The sequence below is a fragment of the Aquamicrobium aerolatum DSM 21857 genome (assembly GCF_900113935.1).
GTDB lineage: Bacteria > Pseudomonadota > Alphaproteobacteria > Rhizobiales > Rhizobiaceae > Aerobium > Aerobium aerolatum.
The window spans coordinates 17,603-40,743 of sequence record NZ_FORF01000010.1 but is presented as its reverse complement, the minus strand read 5'-3'; the positions used below and the strand labels follow the sequence as shown (position 1 = coordinate 40,743).

Annotated in this window: 27 protein-coding genes; 12 read left to right on the top strand and 15 right to left on the bottom strand. The window is 61.0% G+C overall.

The genetic code is table 11. From position 1 onward, the window contains the following. Window positions 1-102: 102 nt before the first annotated feature. Complete coding sequence (locus BMZ42_RS09660) at window positions 103-282, top strand: hypothetical protein (RefSeq protein ID WP_139207899.1); 180 nt, start codon at window positions 103-105, stop codon at window positions 280-282. Here BMZ42_RS09660 and BMZ42_RS09655 read toward each other — a convergent pair. The 3 genes from BMZ42_RS09655 to BMZ42_RS09645 all read right to left on the bottom strand — a co-directional run bounded on the left by BMZ42_RS09655 (window position 268) and on the right by BMZ42_RS09645 (window position 2,284). Then, window positions 268-885 carry a LysE/ArgO family amino acid transporter gene (locus BMZ42_RS09655; RefSeq protein ID WP_175556687.1) on the bottom strand — a complete coding sequence of 206 codons (618 nt, stop codon included), beginning with the start codon at window positions 883-885 and terminating at the stop codon, window positions 268-270. The two genes, BMZ42_RS09660 and BMZ42_RS09655, sit on opposite strands and share 15 nt — an antisense overlap. 67 nt (window positions 886-952) lie before the next feature. Next, window positions 953-1,699, bottom strand: coding sequence for an SOS response-associated peptidase (locus BMZ42_RS09650; protein ID WP_091521575.1), 747 nt, complete (start codon window positions 1,697-1,699; stop codon window positions 953-955). 3 nt (window positions 1,700-1,702) lie between these two features. Further along, on the bottom strand, window positions 1,703-2,284 hold the full coding sequence (locus BMZ42_RS09645; RefSeq protein ID WP_091521852.1) for a DUF2799 domain-containing protein: 582 nt from the start codon (window positions 2,282-2,284) through the stop codon (window positions 1,703-1,705). A 117-nt stretch (window positions 2,285-2,401) separates the two neighbouring features. Between BMZ42_RS09645 and BMZ42_RS09640 the strand changes: the two genes are divergently transcribed. The 8 genes from BMZ42_RS09640 to BMZ42_RS09605 all read left to right on the top strand — a co-directional run bounded on the left by BMZ42_RS09640 (window position 2,402) and on the right by BMZ42_RS09605 (window position 8,013). Then, window positions 2,402-2,836, top strand: a complete 435-nt coding sequence (locus BMZ42_RS09640) for an NUDIX hydrolase (protein WP_091521573.1) — start codon at window positions 2,402-2,404, stop codon at window positions 2,834-2,836. Between the two features lie 3 nt (window positions 2,837-2,839). Continuing rightward, window positions 2,840-3,220, top strand: a complete 381-nt coding sequence (locus tag BMZ42_RS09635) for a TIGR02301 family protein (RefSeq protein WP_091521570.1) — start codon at window positions 2,840-2,842, stop codon at window positions 3,218-3,220. A gap of 181 nt (window positions 3,221-3,401) precedes the next feature. After that, entirely contained in the window at window positions 3,402-3,659 is a 258-nt protein-coding gene (locus tag BMZ42_RS09630; protein ID WP_091521567.1) for a hypothetical protein, read from the top strand. An 83-nt stretch (window positions 3,660-3,742) separates the two neighbouring features. Beyond that, the gene (locus BMZ42_RS09625; protein WP_244523219.1) at window positions 3,743-4,576 is read left to right on the top strand and encodes a hypothetical protein; all 834 of its coding nucleotides are present in this window, start codon (window positions 3,743-3,745) and stop codon (window positions 4,574-4,576) included. Window positions 4,577-4,669: 93 nt separating this feature from the next. Then, complete coding sequence (gene ygfZ / locus BMZ42_RS09620) at window positions 4,670-5,533, top strand: CAF17-like 4Fe-4S cluster assembly/insertion protein YgfZ (RefSeq protein ID WP_091521563.1); 864 nt, start codon at window positions 4,670-4,672, stop codon at window positions 5,531-5,533. Then, a complete protein-coding gene (locus BMZ42_RS09615) occupies window positions 5,530-6,162 on the top strand; it encodes a YfbR-like 5'-deoxynucleotidase (RefSeq protein ID WP_175556691.1) in 633 nt (210 codons plus the stop codon). The genes ygfZ and BMZ42_RS09615 overlap by 4 nt, the downstream gene beginning before the upstream one ends. A gap of 78 nt (window positions 6,163-6,240) precedes the next feature. Then, entirely contained in the window at window positions 6,241-6,690 is a 450-nt protein-coding gene (locus BMZ42_RS09610; RefSeq protein ID WP_091521558.1) for a LysM peptidoglycan-binding domain-containing protein, read from the top strand. A gap of 87 nt (window positions 6,691-6,777) precedes the next feature. After that, window positions 6,778-8,013 carry an MFS transporter gene (locus BMZ42_RS09605; RefSeq protein ID WP_091521555.1) on the top strand — a complete coding sequence of 412 codons (1,236 nt, stop codon included), beginning with the start codon at window positions 6,778-6,780 and terminating at the stop codon, window positions 8,011-8,013. A gap of 28 nt (window positions 8,014-8,041) precedes the next feature. Here BMZ42_RS09605 and BMZ42_RS09600 read toward each other — a convergent pair whose 3' ends face one another. The 8 genes from BMZ42_RS09600 to rpoZ all read right to left on the bottom strand — a co-directional run bounded on the left by BMZ42_RS09600 (window position 8,042) and on the right by rpoZ (window position 15,053). Next, a complete protein-coding gene (locus BMZ42_RS09600) occupies window positions 8,042-8,560 on the bottom strand; it encodes a PaaI family thioesterase (protein WP_091521553.1) in 519 nt (172 codons plus the stop codon). Continuing rightward, window positions 8,557-9,309 carry a DNA repair protein RecO gene (recO, locus tag BMZ42_RS09595; protein WP_091521551.1) on the bottom strand — a complete coding sequence of 251 codons (753 nt, stop codon included), beginning with the start codon at window positions 9,307-9,309 and terminating at the stop codon, window positions 8,557-8,559. The genes BMZ42_RS09600 and recO overlap by 4 nt, the downstream gene beginning before the upstream one ends. Window positions 9,310-9,413: 104 nt before the next feature. Further along, complete coding sequence (gene era, locus BMZ42_RS09590; RefSeq protein WP_091521549.1) at window positions 9,414-10,334, bottom strand: GTPase Era; 921 nt, start codon at window positions 10,332-10,334, stop codon at window positions 9,414-9,416. Next, a complete protein-coding gene (rnc, locus tag BMZ42_RS09585) occupies window positions 10,334-11,068 on the bottom strand; it encodes a ribonuclease III (protein WP_091521547.1) in 735 nt (244 codons plus the stop codon). The genes era and rnc overlap by 1 nt, the downstream gene beginning before the upstream one ends. A gap of 2 nt (window positions 11,069-11,070) precedes the next feature. Continuing rightward, window positions 11,071-11,820, bottom strand: coding sequence for a signal peptidase I (lepB, locus tag BMZ42_RS09580; RefSeq protein WP_091521545.1), 750 nt, complete (start codon window positions 11,818-11,820; stop codon window positions 11,071-11,073). Window positions 11,821-11,886: 66 nt separating this feature from the next. Beyond that, window positions 11,887-12,288 carry a holo-ACP synthase gene (gene acpS, locus BMZ42_RS09575; protein WP_091521543.1) on the bottom strand — a complete coding sequence of 134 codons (402 nt, stop codon included), beginning with the start codon at window positions 12,286-12,288 and terminating at the stop codon, window positions 11,887-11,889. 19 nt (window positions 12,289-12,307) lie between these two features. Further along, window positions 12,308-14,545 (bottom strand): RelA/SpoT family protein, encoded by a 2,238-nt coding sequence (locus BMZ42_RS09570; RefSeq protein ID WP_091521540.1) that lies wholly within the window; start codon window positions 14,543-14,545, stop codon window positions 12,308-12,310. A 112-nt stretch (window positions 14,546-14,657) separates the two neighbouring features. After that, a complete protein-coding gene (gene rpoZ, locus BMZ42_RS09565) occupies window positions 14,658-15,053 on the bottom strand; it encodes a DNA-directed RNA polymerase subunit omega (protein ID WP_091521538.1) in 396 nt (131 codons plus the stop codon). Between the two features lie 340 nt (window positions 15,054-15,393). Here rpoZ and BMZ42_RS09560 point away from each other — a divergent pair, with 340 nt between their 5' ends. Next, window positions 15,394-15,978, top strand: coding sequence for a LabA-like NYN domain-containing protein (locus BMZ42_RS09560; protein WP_091521535.1), 585 nt, complete (start codon window positions 15,394-15,396; stop codon window positions 15,976-15,978). Further along, window positions 15,975-16,646 (top strand): uracil-DNA glycosylase, encoded by a 672-nt coding sequence (locus BMZ42_RS09555; RefSeq protein ID WP_091521533.1) that lies wholly within the window; start codon window positions 15,975-15,977, stop codon window positions 16,644-16,646. Before BMZ42_RS09560 ends, BMZ42_RS09555 begins: the two co-directional genes overlap by 4 nt. An 84-nt stretch (window positions 16,647-16,730) precedes the next feature. Here the strand turns inward: BMZ42_RS09555 and smpB are convergent, their stop codons facing one another. After that, a complete protein-coding gene (gene smpB / locus BMZ42_RS09550; protein WP_091521531.1) occupies window positions 16,731-17,213 on the bottom strand; it encodes an SsrA-binding protein SmpB in 483 nt (160 codons plus the stop codon). Window positions 17,214-17,238: 25 nt separating this feature from the next. Next, window positions 17,239-18,120, bottom strand: coding sequence for a 4-hydroxy-tetrahydrodipicolinate synthase (dapA, locus tag BMZ42_RS09545; RefSeq protein WP_091521529.1), 882 nt, complete (start codon window positions 18,118-18,120; stop codon window positions 17,239-17,241). Between the two features lie 243 nt (window positions 18,121-18,363). Between dapA and BMZ42_RS09540 the strand changes: the two genes are divergently transcribed. Further along, the gene (locus BMZ42_RS09540) at window positions 18,364-20,472 is read left to right on the top strand and encodes a lytic transglycosylase domain-containing protein (RefSeq protein ID WP_091521527.1); all 2,109 of its coding nucleotides are present in this window, start codon (window positions 18,364-18,366) and stop codon (window positions 20,470-20,472) included. Between the two features lie 299 nt (window positions 20,473-20,771). Here the strand turns inward: BMZ42_RS09540 and BMZ42_RS09535 are convergent, their stop codons facing one another. Together BMZ42_RS09535 and BMZ42_RS09530 are read right to left on the bottom strand one after the other, a co-directional pair. Then, the gene (locus tag BMZ42_RS09535) at window positions 20,772-21,776 is read right to left on the bottom strand and encodes a porin (protein ID WP_091521525.1); all 1,005 of its coding nucleotides are present in this window, start codon (window positions 21,774-21,776) and stop codon (window positions 20,772-20,774) included. Window positions 21,777-22,137: 361 nt separating this feature from the next. Beyond that, window positions 22,138-23,127 carry an endonuclease/exonuclease/phosphatase family protein gene (locus tag BMZ42_RS09530; protein ID WP_244523218.1) on the bottom strand — a complete coding sequence of 330 codons (990 nt, stop codon included), beginning with the start codon at window positions 23,125-23,127 and terminating at the stop codon, window positions 22,138-22,140. Window positions 23,128-23,141 lie beyond the last annotated feature (14 nt).

Sequence of the window (23,141 nt, the reverse complement as noted above, 5' to 3'; positions counted from 1 at the left end):
GATCTCACCAGATTGCCCTTTGCGGACCAATCTTTGGTCCAATTCAGCGCTCAGCCTCAACGCATCTGAAACACGCGTGTTTGCGCGCATATGGGGAATGAGATGACACACCACACCAACCCGGCACTGGAAGCTGAACATGAGCGCGCACGACGCGCACGCTATGCCGACCTGACGGCGCATTATGGCCAGATCGGCTCGGCGGCTCTTCTGGCGGCGCTGGTATACGCCCAACAAAAGCGCGATACCGAGCAGCAGGAGCTTGCCTCAAAGGCTGCGTAGAAGGCTCACGCCGATTGCACACATCACGAGGCCGATCAGGATATCCAGCACGCGCCAGGCAGCCGGCCGCTCGAACACCGGCTGCAACAGCCGTGCGCCATAGCCAAGGCTGAAGAACCAGACGAACGAGGCGAGGCACGCGCCGACGCCGTAGGCCACCCGCGCCGCACCGTCATATTGGCCCGACAACGAGCCGAGCAGGACGACAGTGTCGAGATAGACATGCGGGTTGAGGAAGGTGAAGGCGAGGCAGGCCGCGATAGCGGCCCTGAGATCACTCCGGCCACGCTCCGCCGCAACCATTGCCTGCGGCTTCCATGCCCGGCGAAACGCGATCAGCGCGTAAGCGAACAGGAACAGCGCGCCACCTATCGTCACCACCAGGATCAGCGAGGGTGAACCGGAGATCAAGGTTCCAAGACCCGCTACCCCGGCTGCGATCAACAGCGCGTCGGACAGCGCACAGATCAGGCACAGGATGAAGACGTGCTGGCGCAACAGGCCCTGACGCAGGATGAACGCGTTCTGCGCGCCAATCGCGACGATCAGTGAAAGGCCGAGGAAGAAACCGGAAATGAAGGCGGGAGCGAGAGCATCTGACATCGCGCTCAATTGCCCGTCGATGCTGGCGCTTGCAATAGGCCAGACAGCGGAAGATGCGCGGCACGGCTCAGAACAGATCGAATTGCCGGCTCTCGGGCTTCTTTGGCGGCTGCGGCTTGGCCGCGATCTCGACGCGGTCCTGAATGTCCGGACCGATATTGGCGACCTTGTTGACCTTGTCGGAAATCGGGATCGCTTCGAAAAAGTCCGGCTCGACCGGCTCCAGGATGTCGGCAACGTCGCGCGGCTCGGAGCGGACGCAATCGAGCCAGCGCGCATAATGTTCGGGGCGCACCACGACGGGCATGCGCGCATGGATAGAGGCGATCTGGCTGTTGGCGGCTGTGGTGAGAATCGCCGCCGTGTCGATCTCGGAGCCACCCGGCTCGGCATAGGTTTCCATCAACCCGCCAAAGGCGACGATGCCGCCATCACGCGGCCGAATCCAGTAGGGTTGCGCGCCCTTGCTGCCGGTGCCCTTCCATTCATAAAAACCGGAGACCGGAATGAGCACCCGCCGGTGGCGCATCGCGGCGCGAAACGACGCCTTGGTTGCGGCGGTTTCCGAACGCGCATTGATGAGAAGCGGAAACGCCTTCACATCCTTGACCCAGTCGGGAATGAAACCCCAGCGCACCAGCAACGCATGGCGGTCGGGCAGGTTGGAACCCGCAGGGCGCGGGCCGGATGAAGCCACCACCATGATCGGCTGCGTCGGCGCGATGTTGTAGCGCGGCGGGAACGCTTCGACCGGCGCGCCTAGGGCAGCTTCGACCAGCTCGGGTGTATGTGTGAGAGCGAACCGTCCGCACATGGGTCAGCGCCGGGACATCAGGCCGCGCGAGGAGACATAGACGTCATAGTCGCCTTCAGCATCGTAGACCCTGCGCTCGGCCGACCGTAGCGCCCAGCGTTTCGAGTCGATCTCGTACTCGATGCGCTTGCGCTCTTCCGGCTTTTCGGCGCGGCGAAGATCGTCGAAAAGGCTGTCCATGTCTCTTTGGGCCGTGTCTCGTGCGCTGCGTGCATCGTACAGCGCCTTGGCCACCATGTAGGCAGACTCAAAGCCCGCGTTAAGGTCTGCCGGGCAGGAATTGCGGTAGTTGCGGCCCTGCTTGCCCTGCAACAGACCATTTTCGGGCGTGCAATAGAGACGGATACCCTGCGCCCAGCCGGCATGCCACTGCTGCTCGTCAACCGGAAGCTTGTGCTCGCCACAAGCACGGCGGTGCTCCTGAATGTGCGACATGGTCTTGCCGGCAGCGCCGTCCTGGTGGCCAAGCTCGCGCCAATCGGCGCTGCGGCATTCCTCCTCGTTGAGGGTAGCGCATGAGGTGAGCGCGAAAAGCACGACCACCAAGGTGGCAATGCCGCGCAACGAACCGTGAAGAATTGACATGAACAAAAGCCCCCTGCTTAGTTCGAGACGAGCGCACTGCCAGCGGCCATGCCCCCTTGCGTCTGAGACAGGATTGCCGCAACGCAGATCGACAGACAAGAAGAAAGCTTCCAGCCCATGCATTCCAAACCGATCAAGGCAGTCTCGGTGGCCGTCTTTCATGGCGGCAGATTTCTGCTCGTTCGTCGTGGCCGCCCGCCTGCCTATGGCCTTCACGCCTTTCCCGGCGGCAAGGTCGAGGATGGCGAAAGTCTTGAACAGGCGGTGCGGCGGGAAGCCATCGAGGAGACGGGGGCCGAACTTGCCGACATCCGCCATATCGTTGACCTGGAAATCCCTTATGAAGATGATCGGGCGCAGATCCAGTTCGTTCTGAGCGTGCATGGCGCACGACTTGTTGGCGGCACGATCAGCGCGGGCGACGACGCCGCGGAGGTCGACTGGTTTTCGATTGCCGAAATGAGCAAGCTCCAGCTTGCCGACTCGGTTCTCGAAATCGCGGAGCAGATCGCCAGCGAATGCGAGACGAAACAGCCAGTTCAGGCGCGATAGAAGATGAGACCAGGCCGGCGTCCGATTTTTGCATTTCTGCTGCTTGCAGCCATCTGCCAGGGGCCGATCGCTGCGCGTGCAGCCGAATCGCCATTCGAAGGGCAATTGCTGCGGCTTTCCGAAATCCTCGGCTCGCTGCATTTCCTGCGCAATCTGTGTGGCGAAAACGGCCAGGACTGGCGCGCCCAGATGGAAGCGCTGCTGGAAGCGGAAAACCCCGATGAGGAACGACGCGCCCGCTTCGTCGCCAGTTTCAATCGCGGCTATAGCGGGTTTGCCAATGCCTATGAGACCTGCACGGCCTCGGCTCTGGAAGCGATTAACCGCTATATGCACGAAGGCGCGGCGCTAACCCGCGATACTGCCTCGCGATTCGGCAACTGAGCCCTATCCGGCCCTTCCGACCAGCCACATGCATTCGCGGCGCTAACTGCCGGAAAGATTGTGTTAACTTTTAAAGAATTCGGGCAACCCGTGCCTTATTTCCCGTGGTAGAACTGTTAATGGGACGTTAAAGGATTATGCATGCCGGAATCAGTCCGGCGGGCGGCCATGGGTGGAACGTATGGAACAGGGTCTTAACGACATCGACCGTCTTCTGCGTGAAGAAAAGCGACTCTCGGCAGTTGAAAGCTACGAGGACGCATGGGCAGAAGGCCGCGCGGCAGGCATTGAAGCCGATATCATGGCCGAAGCAGCTATCGCGACCGCACTTGGCGAACTGATCCGCGCCAGCGATGAGGCCGGGGCGCTCGCCCTGCTGGAGCGCATGCGCGACCGCCTGATTGCCGGCGAGTTTGATTCGGACCTGCGGATCCACTGATGCGACAGGGAGAGGATGATTAGTTTTCTTCCCTCCCCCTTTTTGCTCTATGGTGTTGTCCTCACAGGCGGAGTGACGATGGCATGACGGCAAGACCGAGCAGACTTTTCCCCGATCTTCCAGCTTTGAAGCGCGGCAGTGCGATCTGTCTTTTCCTGGCTGGCCTCATGGTGTCATCGCAGGCGATGGCCCTGAGTGAAATACCGGAAGAGGACGTGCCGGTTCCGGCTGAAGAAACCGCGCCCAACGACGAGATCCAGCGCCAGACGCTGCCGCCGGTTCAGGCGGAACCAACCAAGCCAGCATCGCCGGACCCTGCGCCAGCCACCGACGAGGTCGAGGCTCCCCGGCCGCCGCGCGACATGACAGTGCCCCTGCCCGACCCGATCGTGACGCCACGCGCGCCGCATGCGGTGGCCCCCACCGACGAAGAGGCCAATGGCGAGCCGACGGCGGAAATATCCTACGACATCGAGCTGTTGCCGGAGCCGGTCGCGCGCATGCGCAAACTGATCATCGAAGCTGCGCTGACCGGTGAGATGGAGAATTTGCGCCCCATTCTCGAAGTTGGTGATGAAGGCACGCAGCTCTCCTTTGGAGATCTGCCGGAAGACCCGATCACGTTCCTGCGCGAGCTTTCCGGCGACGATGACGGGCAGGAAATTCTGGCGATTCTCTATGAGGTGATGTCGGCTGGTTATGTGCATCTGGAAGCGGGCGAACCGACCGAGATGTATGTGTGGCCGTATTTCTTCGCCGTGCCGCTTGACTCGCTCGACAAGCGCCAGCGTGTCGAACTGTTCAAGCTGGTCACCGCTGGCGACTATGAGGACATGAAGAACTTCGGCGCCTATATCTTCTACCGGGTGGGGATTTCACCCGAAGGTCGCTGGCTGTTTTTCGTCGCGGGCGACTGACCGTCGTTGCGGCCCACGGGCGGGCGTGACCTTGTTCACGTCCCCACCAGGGCTTACGTAGAAGTCGTTCACACGTAATTTGGGCTTGATTCCATGGCGATCATCCAGCTTTCCGACCGCGCGACCATCAGGGTTGCAGGCCCGGACGCGGAGCACTTTCTGCAGAACATCCTGACGGTCGACCTGGATCGGCTGGAACCGGGGATGGTGAAACCGGGCGCGCTGCTCGCCCCGCAAGGCAAGATCCTGTTCGATTTCCTGATCTCGCGCGATGGGCAGGATGCCTTCCTGCTAGAGTGCCGTGCCGAGATCGCCGACGATTTCCTGCGTCGCCTGACGATGTACAAGCTGCGGGCAAAGGCCGAAATCAGCAAGCAGGATCAAGCAATTGTCGTGATTCGCTGGGACGCTGATTCAATCGCATCAGAAACTGATTCAACCGGCTTCTGGCTTCGGGACGCCCGCTTCCCGGAAACGGTTCGGGTCGAGCGCAGCTACAGCGCGCAAGTTTCGCCCGATGCAGAGACGGCGGAATGGACACGTCTGAGAATTGCGCACGGAATTGCCGAGAGCGATTCCGACTATGCGCTCAACGACGCGTTTCCGCATGACGTCCTTCTTGATGAACTCGATGGAGTCGGCTTTCGTAAGGGCTGCTATGTCGGGCAGGAAGTCGTCTCGCGGATGCAACATCGTGGCACCGCGCGACGCCGCGTGATGATCGTCGATGCGCAGGAGCCGCTGCCAGCACCGGGCACTGACATCAAGGCGAATGGCAGATCCATTGGCACGCTGGGAAGCGTCGACGGGACGCGCGGGCTCGCAATCGTGCGCACCGACCGCGTCGGCTCGGCGCTGGCTGACGGAATGCAGATCATGGCCGATGAGGTGGCGTTGTCGCTGTCGATTCCGGCATGGGCGAAATATACGCTGCCGCAAGCGGACGCCGAAGACTGATGGCAGACAAGGCTTCAGCGCCGCCGCGCGCCTGGCAGCGCATGCTTTCGGGCCGTCGGCTGGACCTGCTCGACCCCTCGCCGCTGGATGTCGAGATTTCGGATATCGCGCATGGGCTCGCGCGCGTCGCACGCTGGAACGGCCAGACCTATGGCGATCACGCATTTTCGGTGGCCCAGCATTCGCTGCTGGTCGAAGCGGTGTTCGCAAAAGCCAATCCGACCGCGACGGCTTGCGACAAGCTGGCGGCGTTGCTTCACGACGCGCCCGAATATGTCATCGGCGACATGATCTCGCCGTTCAAATCAGTCGTTGGCGGTGGCTACAAGGAGATCGAGCTGCGGCTGCAGCGGGCGATTCACTTGCGCTTTGCGCTGCCCGCCGACCTGACACAGAAGCTTGCCAAGGCGATCAAGCGCGCCGATCACGTGGCTGCGTGGTGCGAGGCAACGCAGCTAGCGGGGTTTTCGGATGCCGAGGCGGCGAAGTTTTTTGGTCGCCCGCGCGGGTTGGATTTACAGGCCCTGCCACTGACGCCGCTGCCAGCAAAAACGGTGCAGGCCTCATTCGTGGCACGGTTTGAAGCCATTGATCGCGAACGCCAGGCGCTGAATGGAAAGCGTCGCTGACAAGGGTTCAAGCGCAAACCTGCCAACATCGTGGGTTATGCTGGAGCTTATCACTTCATCGGGCAAGGACCGCATCGCATGAGATGGTCAGGCAAAGAAAAGGCAGCGTTGTTCGCCACCGCAATGGCGGTCGGAACAGCATTTGTGGCGCAGGCCGAAGCTGCATGCCCTGCCCGACTGTCGGCGCGCGTCGGTGACACCGCCTATTCGATCGCACGCGCTTGCGGGCTGAACGAAGAGGCGCTGAAAAGCGCCAATCCCGGCATTCGCGCCGATGGCACCGTGCTGCCGGGCACCACAGTGCGAATCCCCCGTCCGGCATTGCCCTCGGAAATGCTCGAAATCGGAAAGCCGCTCATCCGGGTTCAACCCTCGCAGGTGCCCAACGTTGCCATTCCGGGAGGATCGACCGTGATCCTGCCGCCGGAGCCGCCGCCATTGCCGCGCCGGCACGTGATCCGTCCGTTCCCGCCGCAGCCGGGGCAGATCGACCCGTTGGGCTCGTTGCCGCCGCTACCGTTCAATTGAATTGATCGTTGCATCCGCCCAATTGATTTCCCCGCGCGCTTCATCCGGGTTAGTTTGACGCATCTAATTTTTTGGAAACGGTCATCCATGTCACAGTCGGCGCCCGCGCAATCCGTCCCGTCACGCCTGCCGTGGCTCATCATCATCTGCGGCTGCCTGATTGCGCTGCTGACATTCGGTCCGCGCTCGGCGATGGGCTTTTTCCAGTTGCCTATGCTTGCCGAAAAGGGCTGGGACCGGACGACATTCGGCCTGGCGATGGCATTCCAGAACCTTGCATGGGGACTGGGAACTCCGATTTTCGGCGCGCTGGCTGACAAATATGGAACCGGGAAGGTGCTTGCGCTTTCGGGCGTCATGTATGCTGCCGGGCTCGTGCTGATGGCAAATGCCGACAGCGCGACGATGCTGCATATTGGCGGCGGCGTTCTGGTCGGTCTTGGCATCGCCTCCGGCTCGTTCGGCATCGTGCTTGCAGCCTTCGCGCGCAATGTCGCGCCGGAGCGACGCAGTTTCGTCTTTGGCCTTGGCACGGCTGCCGGGTCTGCCGGCATGTTCCTGTTCGCGCCTCTGAGTCAGGGACTGATCTCCGCCTATGGCTGGTACGATGCGCTGCTGGTGATGAGCGCGATGATGCTGATCGTGCCGCTGCTGGCAATTCCCCTGCGCGGCAATGCGACGTCCGGCAACGGCGGGCAAGCTGCCTATCGGCAGACGGTGGCGGAGGCGTTGCGCGAAGCGCTGGGCCATCGCAGCTATCTGCTGCTGACTTCGGGCTTCTTCGTTTGCGGATTTCAGGTGGCCTTCATCACCGCGCATTTTCCCGCCTATATCTCCGATATCGGCATCGAGGCGCGCTATGCGGTGATCGCGCTGGCGCTGATCGGCTTCTTCAACATCATCGGATCGCTCGCGGCAGGGGTGATCGGCCAGCACTATTCCAAGCCGATGTTTCTGGCGTGGATTTATATCGGGCGCTCGATGCTTGTGACGGCGTTTCTGCTGCTGCCGCAGACACCTTCAACGGTAATCTTGTTTGCCGTGCTGATGGGCCTGTTGTGGCTCTCGACCGTGCCGCCGACAAATTCGCTGGTCGCGATCATGTTCGGAACGTCGCATCTCGGCCTTCTCGGCGGGATCGTGTTCTTCTCGCACCAGATCGGCTCGTTCCTCGGCGTGTGGCTGGGCGGGTATCTTTATGACCTGCTCGGCACCTACGATCCAGTGTGGTGGATGGGCGTCGTGCTCGGCCTGTTTGCAGCGCTGGTGCACTGGCCGATCCGCGAACGTCCCGTCGCGCGATTGGCAGGCAGCCCGGCCTGAACGGCCGGGCGGTCGAACGCGCCCTCACTTATGAGGGACGGATACGGCTGAGCGGGAAGATCGAGCAGGTTTCCGTACCGAACGCCAGAAGCTTGCCATCTGCGTCCAGCAAACGTGCCTCGGAGACGGCGAGCGTGCGGCCCTTGTGGACGACCTTGCCTTCGCAGGTGACGATGCCGGTCTGCGGCGTGATCGGACGGGTGTAGTTGATCTTCATTTCCGCAGTTGAATAGGCCTCGCCCGGTCCAAGCAGCGTATGGACACAGCACCCCAGCGCCGAGTCCATGACGGTGGCGGCCCAGCCGCCATGAACGCCGCCCAGCGGGTTCAAATGACGCTCGCTCGGCATCCCCTTGAACACCGCCCTGCCTTCGGACACTTCCACCAGAGCGAAGTTGATGCGCAGGGCGATCGTCGGCGCTGGATAGGTGCCGTCGATGACGCGCCGAAGCAGCTCGATCCCCGAAAGATGCACGACGTCATCGAGCGGGATCGACCCCAGCCCGGCACGCACGATGTGGCCGGGGAAGATTTCAACTTCACTCATGCAGCATTCTCTCCGTCTTGATTGGAAAAATGTTTGCCAAGCGCGGCCAGAAAGCCGGCGCGGGCCTCGGGCGGCTCGATCCCGCGCGGCTCATAAACATGGCGCGACAGGAAGAAGGCGGTGAGCCTGAAGGCCTCCATCATCGTGTCGCGGTCGGCGCGCAGGCCGGAATTGGGACGCAGAAACGGCGGTAGCGCCAGCATCCGGTCAGCCCACGGCGCGCCGGCGTCGCGGCTGACAGCGCGGCCCGATTTGGGCGAGACATAGGTCAGGTCTTCCCGCACACCGGTTGCCACGCACTCGGACAGGTCGAGCCCGAAGCCGAGTTCATCGAGAATCAGCAACTCGAAGCGGACGACCAGTTCGCCAGCCGAAGCTGGCTCCTGAAGGTGCTCGATAAGAAGGTTGAGCGTCTCGAACAGACTTGCGTGCGGGTCGCGCTCGGGAAGCAAACGCAGATGGGCGGCGAGTGTCTGAATGCCATAGACGGCGCAGGCGCTGTCAAAAAGGCGCGCAGCCCGCAGCTCAAGCGGCTCGACCTGAAACATGCCCATATGCTCGTCCAGACGCGCGCGCCAGATGAGATCGACGCGATTGCCGGGTTGCAGCACCGGCTGCATGCGGCGCGAGCGACCACCACGGACCATGCCGAGATGGCGGCCATGCGCCAGAGTCATCACCTCAAGGATGACGCTGGTTTCGCCATGCTTCTTTGTTCCGAGAACGATTCCTTCGTCGCGCCATTCCATAGGAGGAGCCTTCCACCAATGGCCGCTCGAATTCAAGCTTCATGGGTCTCTTGTTTTACGCAATTCCGGACGCAAAACCGCTTCGCACTTTTGCTGGAATTGCTTTAGCCCGGGAACTCAAGGCCCATCTCACGGTAACGTTCGGGGTCATCGCCCCAGTTCTCGCGCACCTTGACGAACAGGAAGAGATGAACCGGCTGCTCGAGGATGCTGGAGATCTCGGCGCGGGAGGCCTGCCCGATTGCGCGGATCGTCTCGCCCTTGGCGCCAAGCACGATCTTCTTCTGACTGTCGCGCTCGACATAGATCACCTGCTGGATGCGGACGGAACCGTCCTTCTTCTCTTCCCAGCTCTCGGTCTCGATATGGGAGGAATAAGGCAGTTCCTGATGCAGACGCAGATAAAGCTTCTCACGGGTGATTTCCGCCGCCAGCTGGCGCATCGGCAGATCGGAAATCTGATCTTCCGGGTAGTACCAAGGGCCAACGGGCAGACGCTTGGCAAGGAAGTCCATGAGATCGGAGCAGCCTGAACCTGTAAGAGCCGAAACCATGAAGGTGCGCTCGAAATTCACGCGGGCATTGGCCTTTGCGGTGAGGTCCAGCAGCTTTTCGCGGTCGATGCGATCGACCTTGTTGAGCACGAGCACCTTCGGCTGGCGCACATCGGCGAGCCGGTCCAGCAGCGCGTCGGCGTCGCCCTTGATGCCGCGCTCGGAATCGATCAGCACGAGGATGACGTCGGCATCCTTGGCCCCGCCCCAGGCGGTGGTGACCATCGCCTCGTCGAGCCGGCGACGCGGACGGAAGATGCCCGGCGTGTCGACGAACACGATCTGGGCGTTGTCGTGGGTGGCGATGCCACGCACCACGGCACGCGTGGTCTGCACCTTGTGGGTGACAATCGACACCTTGGCGCCGACAAGCTGGTTGACCAGCGTCGACTTGCCCGCATTCGGCGCGCCAATGAGCGCGACAAAGCCCGAGCGGGTTTCGGTGTTTTCGGTTTCAGCGATTTCGTTCATCAGGCTTTCGCCTCCTCGCGCCACACGCCTTCGCGCAGCAAAATGTTCATGGCTGCGGCCTGTTCGGCTTCGCGCTTCGATCTTCCAGAGCCCATACCGGGCTCGACACCTTCGATCCGCACCGACACCGTGAAGACAGGATCATGATCCGGTCCCGAGCGGCTGTCCACAGTGTAGGCCGGCACGGACTTCGCAAACTGGTGCGACCATTCCTGAAGCTCGGTCTTCGGATCGCGTCGGGCCGCACTTGGAGCCTTGGAACGGCTGTCCCAATGGCGGCGGATGAATGCGTTTGCAGCCTCAAGCCCGGCTTCGATATAGAGCGCCGCGATCAGCGCTTCCATCACGTCGGCGCGCAGATTGACAAGCTTGCGGCCCGCCTGCGGGCGCAGTTCGCGGCCCGTGGAAATCAGGCCTGACAGACCGACCTCCTCGGCAATCTCGGCCAGCGTCTCGGCGTTCACCAGCGCGTTGAGGCGCAGCGACATCTCGCCTTCGGGCGCGCGCGGGTTCGCTTCGAACACCATCTGCGCGACGACGAGGCCCAGAACGCGGTCGCCCAGAAATTCCAGACGCTGATAGTCGGCCCCTTCAGCGACGCCCTTGGCGCTTGCATGCGTCAGAGCGCGGCGAAGAAGCCCGACATTGGAGAAACGGATGCCGGTGATTGCCTCGATGGAATCGAGCAGCAGCGCATCATCCGGCCTGCGCGACGGCGGTGCTTTCGCGCGCATGTTTACCGAACCATTCCAAACAGACGCGATGCACGCAGCGAGCTCGGCCACTTCCAGACTTCCAGCGGGCTTGCGCCGTCGGCAATCGAGAAGAAGATGATGTTGGCGCGACCGACGAGGTTTTCCTCCGGCACATAGCCGACCGAGAACCGGCTGTCGGTGGAGTTGTCGCGGTTGTCGCCCATCATGAAGTAGTGGCCTGCAGGCACCACGAACTCGCGCGTGTTGTCGCCAACGCCATTCGGGGTGAGGTCCAGCGTGTCGTAGGAGACGCCATTCGGCAGCGTTTCGCGCCAGACTTCGACCGGACGGTTGAGTTCGGTGATGTCGGGATTGTTGATCTCGCCGACCTTCTCGCGGGCCACCGCTTCTCCGTTGATGTAGAGCTGGCCTTCGCGCATCTGCACGCGGTCGCCCGGCAGGCCGATCACGCGCTTGATGTAATCCAGCGACGGATTGGGCGGGAACTTGAACACCGCGACATCGCCACGCTCAGGCGCGCTGCCAAAGATGCGACCGGAGAACAGGTTGGGCGAGAACGGCATCGAGTGATGCGAGTAGCCGTAGGCCCATTTGGTGACGAACAGATAGTCGCCCTCAAGCAGGGTCGGGCGCATCGAGCCGGACGGAATCGAGAACGGCTGGAACAGGAAGGTGCGGATGACCAGTGCGAGCAGCAGCGCCTGGATGATCACGCTGATCGTTTCGCCCACTCCGCCCGATTTCTTCTGCGATTTGTCAGCCACGCTCATGCCGTCCTATTCTTGAATGGGCTTCGTCTTAGCGGCTTGCGTGCTGCACGGCAACGCAAACAAGCATCAGACCACAGGCCGCGCCTCGATGATGACGAATGCCTGAGCCAGCGGAAAGTCGTCTGTGATGGTCAGATGAATGAATGCTTCATGCCCTTCCGGGAGCATTTCTGCAAGTCGCGCCGCCGCGCCGCCGGTCAGGTGCATCGTCGGCTTGCCACCGGGCAGGTTGACCACACCCATGTCGCGCCAGAACACGCCGCGCGCAAGCCCGGTACCGAGCGCCTTCGCACAGGCTTCCTTGGCTGCAAAGCGCTTGGCATAGGAGGCGGCCCGCAGCTTGCGCCCGTCCGACTTGCGCTGCTCGATGGGCGTGAACACGCGGTTGACGAAACGGTCCGCATGACGCTCCAGCGTCTTTTCCACCCGGCGAATATCGATAAGGTCGCTGCCAATGCCAATAATCATGGAAACCGCCTTTCGTGCATCAGCCGTTCACCCTTTTGGCATCGCTGACGCTTGGGTGATCCTTCAGTTGCATGATGAGCCGGTTGAGGTGCTTTACGTCCCAGACTTCCATGTCGATGATCATTTCAGTGAAGTCAGGAGCCGTACGCGCCATTGAAAGCGTGTGAATATTCGCATCGCTGGCGGCGATCACCTGTGCAATCGCGGCAAGCGAACCCGGCTCGTTGATCGTCGAAACTGAAATCCGTGCCGGGAAACGCTCCTTGCGCGCCTCATCAATGTCCCAGCGCACGTCGATCCAGCGTTCCGGCTGGTCGTCAAAGGCCGTCAGGGACGGCGACTGGATCGGGTAGATGGTGATGCCCTTGCCGGGCTCCAGAATGCCGACAATGCGGTCGCCGGGCACAGCCCCTTCAGCCGCAAACGTCACCGGAAGATCGCCACGAACGCCACGGATCGGCAGCGCTCCGCTGCGGGCTGCATCGGCCCTGCGGCTTCGACGCGAGTTCGAGATGCCCGGCACCTGAAACAGCATACCGGCGGCGTTGCGCAGATTGAACCAACCCTCTTCGCGCACCTTCTGGACCGTGGCGGGAGAGCGTTCTTCCTTCAGATCCGGGAAGACCGCACGCATCACGTCCGCCGACGACAACTCGCCCCGACCGACATCGGCAAGCACATCCTCGACATCCTTTCGGGCCAGCCGGTGCAGCACCGGCTTGATCTGCTCCTTGGAGTAGGTCTTGCCCGCGCGCTCGAACGCGCGTTCGAGAATACGGACGCCAAGGCCGGAATATTGCTTTCGAATCGCGTTCTTGGTGGCGCGGCGGATGGCCGAACGCGCCTTGCCGGTGACCACAATCGATTCCCACGCGGCAGGCGGCACCTGCGCCTTGGAGCGGATGATGTCGACCTCGTCGCCGTTCTTCAGTTCGGTCATCAAAGGCATGACGCGTCCGTTGACCTTGGCGCCAACGCAGGTGTCGCCAACGTCGGTGTGAACGGCATAGGCAAAATCGATGGGCGTTGCGCCGCGCGGCAGCGCGATCAGGCGGCCCTTCGGCGTGAACGCAAACACCTGATCCTGGAACAGCTCAAGCTTGGTGTTCTCGAGGAACTCTTCAGGATTGTCGCCCTCGGCCAGCGCCTCGATGGTCTTGCGCAGCCAGGCATAGGCGTTGGTGTCCTTGGACAGGGAATGGCCGGCGGCATTGGTGGTGCTGCCGTGATCCTTGTAGATCGAATGCGCAGCAACGCCATATTCGGCAATCGAATCCATCGACTGCGTGCGGATCTGCAATTCGACGCGCTGACGCGACGGGCCGACAATCGTGGTGTGGATCGAACGATAGTCGTTCTGCTTCGGCGTCGAGATGTAATCCTTGAAGCGACCGGGCACCATCGACCAGGTTGTGTGAATCGCCCCCAGCGCGCTGTAGCAATCCTCGACATTGGCAACGATGACGCGGAAGCCGATGAGGTCGGACAGCTGCTCGAAGGAAATCGCCTTGGTTTCCATCTTGCGGAACACCGACCACGGTTTCTTGCGACGGCTTTTCACCTCCGCATAAAGCGCATGCTTGACGAACAGTTCGGACAGAGCGTGCTCGATCTCCTCGACCAGCCCGGTATTGCTCTCGAAGAAATTCGCCAGCCGCTCATTGACCGCCTTGTAAGCCTCGGGATTGATGGTCTTGAAGGCGAGTTCCTCCAATTCCTCCCGCATGTCCTGCATTCCCATACGCCCGGCGAGCGGCGCATAGATGTCCATCGTCTCCTCGGCAATGCGCAGCCGCTTGTCCGGGCGCATATGCTCAAGGGTGCGCATGTTGTGCAGCCGGTCCGCCAGCTTCACCAGAAGGACGCGCACGTCGTCGGAAATCGCCAGCAGCAGCTTGCGCAAGTTTTCGGCCTGTGCCGCCTTCTTGGAAACGAGGTCGATCTTCTTGAGCTTGGTCAGCCCCTCGACAAGCTTGCCCATGTCGGGCCCGAACAGCGTGTCGATCTCCTGCCGGGTGGCGCTGGTGTCCTCGATCGTGTCGTGCAGCAGGGCAACAGCGATGGTCGCCTCATCCATCCGCATCTCGGTGAGAATGGCCGCCACTTCGAGAGGATGCGAAAAATAGGGATCGCCCGAGGCGCGCTTCTGATGACCATGCTTCTGCATGGCATAGACATACGCCTTGTTGAGCAATGCCTCATTCACGTCAGGCTTGTAGCGCTGGACGCGCTCGACAAGCTCATACTGACGCATCATGGGCGCTCTTCCTGTCATTCAAATGAAAACATGCGCCGCACGGATTGTGTGACGCATGTTTTAGATAGCCATGAAATCGCCGATGATAAAGTGGCGATTGCTGGTCCAGCGATCAGAAATCGTCGCTTTTCTCGGGCGCGACGAGACCTTCGATGCCGGCCAGGAGGTCTTCTTCGGTCATGCGGTCGAACACGATGTTCTCTTCTTCCTCAATCTCGGAGGAAATACCGACGGTCGCGTCAGCGATAACCGGCGCGTCCGGTGCTTCCGGCTCGTCGACTTCGACGTGCTTCTGGAGCGAATGAATGAGATCTTCCTTGAGGTCGCCGGGCGACAGCGTCTCGTCGGCAATCTCACGCAATGCAACGACCGGGTTCTTGTCGTTGTCGCGGTCGATCGTGATCGGAGCGCCCTGGGAGATCAGACGGGCGCGATGTCCAGCGAGGAGAACCAGCTCGAAACGGTTCTCGACCTTGTCGATGCAATCCTCAACAGTAACGCGGGCCATTTGGTGCCCCTTTCATTCGTGGAATTGTCAGAGAGTTTGCCGGTGAATAACGCGAGCGCGCCCAAAACACAAGCGCGTTGAATCGTCAATCCCCTTTGACAATGCCGCATTTTGCGAAAATCAACATTGAAACTCACGCGACCGGCACAGAGTTCCAAAATATTGTCAGCGCATCATAGCAGTTGTTTGCGCGCTTGACGATTGCGGCACAGCGATTGCCGGACGCGGTGTCGATTTCTCAAAAATGTGATCGAAAAACTGGTGGCATGCGCATGATGTCCATGGAATAGCCTAAAATACCAGCTATCCAGTAGTATTTTAGCGCCAAGGGATTTTCATCATGTTTGATCCGCGAGAAAAGATCGCCTTGTTTATTGACGGTGCAAATCTATACGCGACCTCCAGAGCACTTGGATTTGACATCGACTATCGAAAGCTCCTCTCCCACTTTCAGGACAAGGGCTACCTGTTGCGCGCCTATTACTACACGGCGCTGGTGGAAGATCAGGAATATTCCTCGATACGACCGCTGATCGACTGGCTCGACTACAACGGTTATGTCGTCGTCACCAAGCCCGCCAGGGAATTCACTGACGCAACCGGACGGCGCAAGATCAAGGGCAATATGGACATCGAGCTTGCCGTCGATGCGCTCGAACTGGCACCGCATATCGATCATTACGTGATCTTCTCCGGCGATGGCGATTTCCGCACGCTCGTGGAAGCGCTCCAGCGCAAGGGGCGCAAGGTGTCCGTCGTATCGACCATTGCCTCGCAGCCGCCGATGATCTCGGACGATCTGCGTCGGCAGGCTGACCATTTCATTGACCTTCTCTCATTGAAAGGCGAGGTTGGGCGCGATCTCAACGAGCGCTCCGTGCGGCGCGCAGATCCTGACGATGAGGACGACGATTCCACCCAATGACAGCCTTACTTGCCGGCCCAGAACCATCGCATGACTGCAACCTTTGCCCGCGCCTGCACGACTTCATCGCCTTGTGGCGCGCGCGCGAGCCTGACTGGTTCAATGGGCCGGTGCCGACATTTACGGCAAACGAAGGCGATGATCGGGTAAAGCTGTTGATCGTCGGTCTGGCGCCGGGTTTGCGCGGAGCCAATCGGACCGGGCGGCCCTTTACCGGAGACTATGCCGGCGACCTTCTCTACGCGACGCTGAAGAGGTTTGGCTTTTCCAGCGGAAACTTCGATGCCCGCCCGGACGATGGGGTCCAGCTGATCGAGACCGCGCTGACCAATGCGGTGCGGTGCGTTCCGCCGGAGAACAAGCCGGTCGGCGCCGAGATTTCCACGTGCCGCACATTCCTGACGCCGACGATCCAGCGCTATCCGAACCTTCGGGCGATCGTCACCCTGGGCACGATTGCGCACCAGTCAACCGTGCGCGCGCTGGGGCTGCGGGTCGCCAGCTATTCCTTCGGACATGGCGCAGAACACGACGCCGCCGGCATCCGCCTGTTCTCCAGCTATCACTGCTCGCGATACAATACGAACACCGGAAAGCTGACGGAAGAAATGTTCGTCAGCGTGTTTGAGAGTGTTCGGGAGTATCTGGATAAGGGAGTAAGGGAGTAAGGGAGTAAGGGAGTAAGGGAGTAAAAGAAATACCGGCCGGGGAGGAAGGCAACCCTATTCCCCTATTCCCCTATTCCCCTATTCCTACCCTCGTTCCTTCAACAGCCGCGACTTCTCGCGTGACCAGTCGCGCTGCTTTTCGGTCTCGCGCTTGTCGTGCAGCTTCTTGCCGCGCGCGACCGCCAGAAGGAGCTTGGCCCTGCCCTTCTCGGTGAAGAAGATCTTGAGCGGGACCATGGTCATGCCGTCGCGGTGAACCGCCTGGGCAAGTTTGGCCATCTCCTTCTTCTTCAGAAGAAGTTTGCGGCGACGGCGCGGCTCGTGATTGAAGCGATTGCCTTGCAGATATTCCGGCAAATAGGAATTGATCAGCCAGATCTCCCCGCCCTCCACAGAGGCGTAGGATTCCTGGATGTTGGCCTGGCCCTGACGCAGCGACTTGACCTCGGTTCCGGTCAGCACAATGCCCGCCTCGTAGGTCTCGAGCACCTCGTAGGAAAAGCGAGCCTTGCGATTTTCGGAAACGGTCTTGCCGTTGGTCGACGTGTTTTTCTTCTGCTGAGCCATGTCGCTTAGATGGTTAAGTCCTGTGTCAGTTCAACAGGCCGGCATGAACGAGCGCCGCGTCGATGCGCTCCTGCGTCGATGCCTCGATCGGCAGCAACGGCGAGCGGACCGTGTTTTCAACCTTGCCGAGGCGCGAAAGGGCGTATTTGGTGCCGCACAGACCCGGCTCGATAAACAGCGCCTTGTGCAGCGGCATCAGACGATCCTGCAACTCCAGCGCCTTGTCGCGCTCGCCAGCGAGCGACGCAATCTGGAACTGCGAGCACAGGCGCGGCGCAACGTTTGCGGTCACGGAAATCGCGCCGACACCGCCATGCGCATTGAAGCCAAGCGCCGAAGCATCCTCGCCCGAGAGCTGGATAAAGGACGTGCCGCAGGTGATGCGCTGCTCGGACACACGCTCGATCTTGCCGGTCGCATCCTTGACACCGACGATGTTGGAAAAGTCGTTGGCCAGTTGGCCCATCGTCTCCGGGCTCATGTCGACGATCGAGCGTGGCGGAATGTTGTAGATGATGATCGGGATCGAAATCGCCTTCGCGACAGCGGCAAAGTGCGCGTAAAGCCCACGCTGAGTCGGCTTGTTGTAGTAAGGCGTCACGACAAGCGCTCCGTCAGCGCCAACGCTTTCGGCATACTTTGCCAGCGAAACGGCTTCCGTCGTATTGTTCGAGCCTGCGCCTGCAATCACCGGAACGCGGCCGGCAGCGACCTCGACGCAGAGCTTCACGACCTCGCGGTGTTCCTCATGCGTCAGTGTCGGCGACTCGCCCGTGGTCCCAACCGGGACCAGCCCGTTGGTGCCTTCCGCGATCTGCCATTCGACCAACTTGCAGAAGGCGTCTTTGTCCAGGGCACCGTCTCGCGAAAATGGCGTGACGAGCGCGGTATATGACCCTCTGAACATGACGAAACTCCTGGGAATGCCCGACGGGCAATGATGACAGCGATAACCCGCAGCTTTTATCCTATGGCGGGGCCGCGCACCATAGTCTTGACACCAAAGACGGGCAAGTTCCTCTGCCCTTGCGATACAGACAAAACAATCGCCAACGATAACCATTCATTTACGTTGTATTCATCCGACGCAACTAGGCTCGCTGAACGCCCATCCTCAATGTAAGCTGTATGGAACAGGGATAGACGTCACATGGTAGGCAACACCCGCGCCCGAGCCTCGCTAGCAGGCCTGACGCTCCTTTTGGCACCGAACCTGGCATTCGGCGACGTCGCCCTGCCGGGCAACGGACCGATTCCCTTTGAACGGCCCAACGCGAGCACGAGAACCCTTGCGATCGACAAGGCGATCAAGACCGGCTCGGTTTCGGCCTTCGCCGCGCCTTCGATGGCTGCCAACCCGATGAACCTGATCACCGGCGGGAGTATCGCGCAGCTGAAGAACGGCCTCGACGCCGTGGCATCGGGCAATATTTCACGCGCACGGCAGGTGCGCGACAGCCTTTCGCGCAACTCGCTCGACCGGCATATCCTGACCTGGTCGATTGCGACCTCCGGCAATGATGCGGTGTCCAGCGGTGAAATCGCCGAGGCGGCATCGGTGCTGGCCGGCTGGCCCGGCATGGCAACCCTGCGCGCAAACTCCGAACGCGCGATGCTCAAAGAAAATGTCGGACCGCGCGTGGCTCTGAGCGCCTTTGGCAACACGAAGCCGCAGACCATTCAGGGCGCGATCATCCTTGCAAGATCTCACGCAGCGGTGGGCAATCCTCAGGCCGCGCGTGCCGTCCTGTCTCCCTTCTGGCGAACCGCGAGGCTGGAAGCCGCTGAAGAGCAGGCCATCATCCGCGAATTCGGCAAGATCATCCCGACCGCCGATCATCGCTTTCGCATGGAGCGCATGCTTTATAGCGACCGCCTCTCTTCCGCAGACCGCGTGGCCGGACTGGCAGGTGCTCGTGAACTGGCGAAAGCTTTCGCCGCTGTCACCCGCAACGAAAAGAACGCAAACAGCCTGCTGAACGCGGTGCCCAAGGCACAGCGCGGGGCAGCGTTCCTGTTTGCACAAGCCCGCCAATTGCGTCGCAACGAAAAGCATCGCGAAGCGGCTGCGGTGATGCTGAAAGCACCAAAGGACGCTGCATCTCTCGTCGATCCCGACCAGTGGTGGGTGGAACGACGGGTTCTGTCGCGCGAATTGCTCGATCTCGGAGACGCATCCACCGCCTACAAGCTGGCCGCCGCGCATGCTGCCGAAAGCCCGTCGATGGCTGTCGACGCCGAATTTCATGCGGGCTGGTATGCCTTGCGCGGAGCCGGCGATGCGCGCACCGGCGCACGCCACTTTGCAAGAATTGCCGAAATCGCCGACGGGCCGATCTCGCTTTCGCGCGCCTACTACTGGCTTGGCCGTGCGGCAGAAGCGGGCGGCCCCGGAAACGCGCGTCAGTATTATGAGCGGGCGGCGAATTATGGCACGGCATTCTACGGCCAGCTGGCGGCAGAAAAGCTCGGGCGCAAGACGATCCCCGCTGGCTTTCCCGCCCCCAGCGATGCGGACCGCCGCAATTTCGAAAGCCGTCAGGCGGTGCAGGCGATTCGCCGGCTCGAACAAGCCGGCCACGCCCGCCGCGCGGACAGTCTCTACCGCGGCATGGCGCAGGAACTCACCAATGTCGGCGAACTGGCGCTGCTGGCTGTGATGGCCGAGCGGCAGGGAAACCATTTCCTCGCGCTGCGCGTCGGAAAATGGGCCGCAAGCCGTGGGCTGAATGTCGGCGCGCTGGCGCATCCACTCGGAGCGATTCCGGCAAATGCCAATATCAACGGCGCTGGCAAGGCCCTCGCCTATTCGATCGCGCGCCAGGAGAGCGAGTTCAACATCGCGGCGAAGTCTGGCGTCGGAGCGCTCGGCCTGCTTCAGCTGATGCCGGGCACGGCAAAGGACATGGCGCGCAAGGCCGGGCTCAGCTATTCACCCGCTCGCCTGACCACGGACGCCGCCTATAATGCGACGCTCGGCTCGCACTATCTCGACGAGCAATTGTCCCGGTTCAACGGCTCCTACATCCTGACCTTTGCCGGTTACAACGCCGGACCACGCCGGGCGCAGCAGTGGATCGAGCGCTACGGTGACCCACGCGGCAAGAATATCGACGCGGTAGTCGACTGGATCGAGCGCATTCCGTTCACGGAAACCCGGACCTACGTCCAGCGAGTGATGGAAAACTATCAGGTGTACAAGATGCGCCTGACCGGACAGATCGACATCACGACCGACCTGATCCACGGACGTCGCTGACAATCAGCTTTCCCGGAAAGAGAAAACTCTGGAACCCGCCGGTTCCGGAGTTTTTTTATGTGCGCATGGAAGCGCGACAGCAGTGACTGAAAAAACGCGTCGTTTCAGGGATGCGGGTGACTTGCGTGGCTGTTTGGCGCGCACTCGCCAACGTCTTCGCCCTAAAACGCGTCGCTGTGGCTGCCCGGAAACCGGTTTTCACTTTCGGGAGACATGCTTGATCGCTCAAGGGCGACAGGCCCCAAAAGAAAAAGCCCGGCTTGAAGCCGGGCTTTCCCTCAAATCAACTGATCAGCTGATTAGAACGAACGCTGGAAGCGCAGGAAGCCGCCGGTGCTGTCCGGAACGCCAGCTGCGTTGTTCACGCGGTGGTTGACTTCGAGGAGAGCCGACAGACCGGTTGCGATCTGGTGGTTCACGTTACCAACGAAGCGCCAGTCGCCGCCGTCGAAGTACTGAGCGTCGACAGCAACAGTGGTGCGCTCGCCAACTGGAGCCTGAAGGCCACCCATGATCGACCACTCAGCCAGACCGCCGTTGGAGATCGGAGCGTTCCAGTAACGGTTTGCACCGATGTTGGTACGGCTTGCGTAGAAGCCTGCGAGGCGAGCCTGCACGCCACCGAAGTCTGCAGTCAGCTTACCGCGGAGAGCAACCGACTCGAGGCTCTCGTCGTAACCGATGGTTGCAAGAGCTTCAACGTTGCCGAACTTGCCGCCGACGCCGGCTGCCAGGTCAGGCATGTAGTTGCTGCTGTTGTCGTGGTCCATCGACACGAAGCCGGTGAAACCGTCACCCGAGAAGGTGTAGCTGATGTAGTGGTTCTTGTTGTAGCCGTAGACGTTGCCGTCATCGGTGAACCCGCCGTAGCCGAACCAACGCGTGTAGGTCGAGTCGCGGTAACCCATTTCCAGGCCGCCAACGCCGAGCGAGTACTGGAAGTTCTCGTTCATCACTGCGCCGCCAGCTGCAGTCAGAGCGTCGTGCGAGTGCTCAATGCGCAGGTAGCCAGCAACGGTGCCGAGCTCGGATTCGTTACGGGTGTTGAACTCAAGACGCGAACGAGCGCGCTTGCCCCAACCGTCAACGCCGTCACGCTTGTGGATTTCGTAACGCAGCCAGCCGCCGATGCGGAGGCAGGTTTCGGTGCCTGGGATGTAGAAGTAGCCAACGCCGTAGGTGTCGCAAACGCGAACGTATTCCAGCGGCTCTGGCTCAGCGATGATGATTGCGTCTGCAGCGCGAGCGCCGGTAACAGCGACAGCAGCCACTGCGGAGCCGAGAAGAAGGCTCTTAATGTTCATTTTCTGACCTCCAGTCAAAAGTTAATAGTTGGGTCTGGGTATTAATTTGCTGAAGGACAGCGTTTCCCTGCCCCATCCCCTGCATCGAAAAAGACGCTCTTGCGTGCCCCTTCTTCGATGTCGACAATACGCGGACCGACGCTTCGTTCAACAGCGTTCAAGCGCCAAGACCAATCGCAGAAGCGTGATCCAAAACCGTTGTTGCACAAAAGACACGATTTCGACGGGGCGAGTAAGGTTCTGTTAACTTGAGACACCCGCGCGGGCCCCAAAACAGCAAAACGGGCGGGAAATTCGGTCAATTTCGCTGATTTTCACGATTCGACACGCAACGAAGCGACCCAAACCGGCAAATTCGGCGCTATGGCAGCGAGACCCGCGCCACGATTGCCAGGTGATTTGAGCCGAATTTCTCGCTGGTTCGCAACGAAACCGCCCCGACATTTGGAGAAAGCACGATGTGATCGATCGGCACGCCGATTTGCGGCAAGGCAGCGAGTCGCAGACTGAATCGAGTCGCGTGCGGAACCAGGCTTGCATCTGCGCGCGCATAGCCGACCTGTGCGAGCAGGTCTTTATAGAGGGGCGAGAATGGCGGCGTGTTCCAGTCGCCGACGAGAATGACCGCTGCGTCCGGACGCTCGGCGCCGACGGCCTGAGCCAGATCGCGAAAATAGGCGGTACGCTCGCGCCACATCCGCGAACTGCGCGGCGTCTGCGCGTGAATGGCGTATACAATCAGTGTACGGCCTTCCACGTCCAGTTCCAGCCGCAACGGGTGGCGTCCGCCGGTATCGTCGCTTTCGGCCGATATGACGGTTTCATTCAGCACCCGAAAGCGGCTGAACACCTTCATGTCAGTTCTGGAACGCAAGTCGCGTGAACTCTCATGAGCCCAGATGCCTGTCTCGATCAGACGGTCCTGCCAGACGGGTCGCATCTCCTGCAGGACCAGAACATCCGCCTCGCGCACATCCGCCAAGGCAACGAAGTCTTCCGGGTGCTGGTTCTCAACCAGAACATTGGCCGACACGATCCTGATTTCGACGCCGCCGAGATAGGAAGCCGGGGGCAGCAACAACAGATAGGGTGCGACCGCGACCGCAAAAGCGACGACGGCACCGATGCGCGTTGATCGAGCGGGGAGCAAAAGGCCGAGAAGCGCCAGCGAGACGCCGACAATCATCAAATGGAGACGGATGAAATTCGCAAGATCCGCCAGCCAGAGATGGCGCGCGAGGGCCATTGAGCCGATCTGGGCAAGGATGAACAATGTCTGGGCGGCGGCAACTGCGATGATGAACAGACGCAGCCAAGGGCGGTGGGGTTGGTCGGCGGTTGTTCTCTTCATGATGTTCACCCGCC

What these genes read in the sequence shown, in the direction of transcription:
- BMZ42_RS09660 (WP_139207899.1), top strand. Translation starts at nt 103, where the DNA reads ATGACACACCACACCAACCCGGCACTGGAAGCTGAACATGAGCGCGCA.
- BMZ42_RS09655 (WP_175556687.1), bottom strand. Translation starts at nt 885, where the DNA reads ATGTCAGATGCTCTCGCTCCCGCCTTCATTTCCGGTTTCTTCCTCGGC.
- BMZ42_RS09650 (WP_091521575.1), bottom strand. Translation starts at nt 1,699, where the DNA reads ATGTGCGGACGGTTCGCTCTCACACATACACCCGAGCTGGTCGAAGCT.
- BMZ42_RS09645 (WP_091521852.1), bottom strand. Translation starts at nt 2,284, where the DNA reads ATGTCAATTCTTCACGGTTCGTTGCGCGGCATTGCCACCTTGGTGGTC.
- BMZ42_RS09640 (WP_091521573.1), top strand. Translation starts at nt 2,402, where the DNA reads ATGCATTCCAAACCGATCAAGGCAGTCTCGGTGGCCGTCTTTCATGGC.
- BMZ42_RS09635 (WP_091521570.1), top strand. Translation starts at nt 2,840, where the DNA reads ATGAGACCAGGCCGGCGTCCGATTTTTGCATTTCTGCTGCTTGCAGCC.
- BMZ42_RS09630 (WP_091521567.1), top strand. Translation starts at nt 3,402, where the DNA reads ATGGAACAGGGTCTTAACGACATCGACCGTCTTCTGCGTGAAGAAAAG.
- BMZ42_RS09625 (WP_244523219.1), top strand. Translation starts at nt 3,743, where the DNA reads ATGACGGCAAGACCGAGCAGACTTTTCCCCGATCTTCCAGCTTTGAAG.
- ygfZ (WP_091521563.1), top strand. Translation starts at nt 4,670, where the DNA reads ATGGCGATCATCCAGCTTTCCGACCGCGCGACCATCAGGGTTGCAGGC.
- BMZ42_RS09610 (WP_091521558.1), top strand. Translation starts at nt 6,241, where the DNA reads ATGAGATGGTCAGGCAAAGAAAAGGCAGCGTTGTTCGCCACCGCAATG.
- BMZ42_RS09605 (WP_091521555.1), top strand. Translation starts at nt 6,778, where the DNA reads ATGTCACAGTCGGCGCCCGCGCAATCCGTCCCGTCACGCCTGCCGTGG.
- BMZ42_RS09600 (WP_091521553.1), bottom strand. Translation starts at nt 8,560, where the DNA reads ATGAGTGAAGTTGAAATCTTCCCCGGCCACATCGTGCGTGCCGGGCTG.
- recO (WP_091521551.1), bottom strand. Translation starts at nt 9,309, where the DNA reads ATGGAATGGCGCGACGAAGGAATCGTTCTCGGAACAAAGAAGCATGGC.
- era (WP_091521549.1), bottom strand. Translation starts at nt 10,334, where the DNA reads ATGAACGAAATCGCTGAAACCGAAAACACCGAAACCCGCTCGGGCTTT.
- rnc (WP_091521547.1), bottom strand. Translation starts at nt 11,068, where the DNA reads ATGCGCGCGAAAGCACCGCCGTCGCGCAGGCCGGATGATGCGCTGCTG.
- lepB (WP_091521545.1), bottom strand. Translation starts at nt 11,820, where the DNA reads ATGAGCGTGGCTGACAAATCGCAGAAGAAATCGGGCGGAGTGGGCGAA.
- acpS (WP_091521543.1), bottom strand. Translation starts at nt 12,288, where the DNA reads ATGATTATTGGCATTGGCAGCGACCTTATCGATATTCGCCGGGTGGAA.
- BMZ42_RS09570 (WP_091521540.1), bottom strand. Translation starts at nt 14,545, where the DNA reads ATGATGCGTCAGTATGAGCTTGTCGAGCGCGTCCAGCGCTACAAGCCT.
- rpoZ (WP_091521538.1), bottom strand. Translation starts at nt 15,053, where the DNA reads ATGGCCCGCGTTACTGTTGAGGATTGCATCGACAAGGTCGAGAACCGT.
- BMZ42_RS09560 (WP_091521535.1), top strand. Translation starts at nt 15,394, where the DNA reads ATGTTTGATCCGCGAGAAAAGATCGCCTTGTTTATTGACGGTGCAAAT.
- BMZ42_RS09555 (WP_091521533.1), top strand. Translation starts at nt 15,975, where the DNA reads ATGACAGCCTTACTTGCCGGCCCAGAACCATCGCATGACTGCAACCTT.
- smpB (WP_091521531.1), bottom strand. Translation starts at nt 17,213, where the DNA reads ATGGCTCAGCAGAAGAAAAACACGTCGACCAACGGCAAGACCGTTTCC.
- dapA (WP_091521529.1), bottom strand. Translation starts at nt 18,120, where the DNA reads ATGTTCAGAGGGTCATATACCGCGCTCGTCACGCCATTTTCGCGAGAC.
- BMZ42_RS09540 (WP_091521527.1), top strand. Translation starts at nt 18,364, where the DNA reads ATGGTAGGCAACACCCGCGCCCGAGCCTCGCTAGCAGGCCTGACGCTC.
- BMZ42_RS09535 (WP_091521525.1), bottom strand. Translation starts at nt 21,776, where the DNA reads ATGAACATTAAGAGCCTTCTTCTCGGCTCCGCAGTGGCTGCTGTCGCT.
- BMZ42_RS09530 (WP_244523218.1), bottom strand. Translation starts at nt 23,127, where the DNA reads ATGAAGAGAACAACCGCCGACCAACCCCACCGCCCTTGGCTGCGTCTG.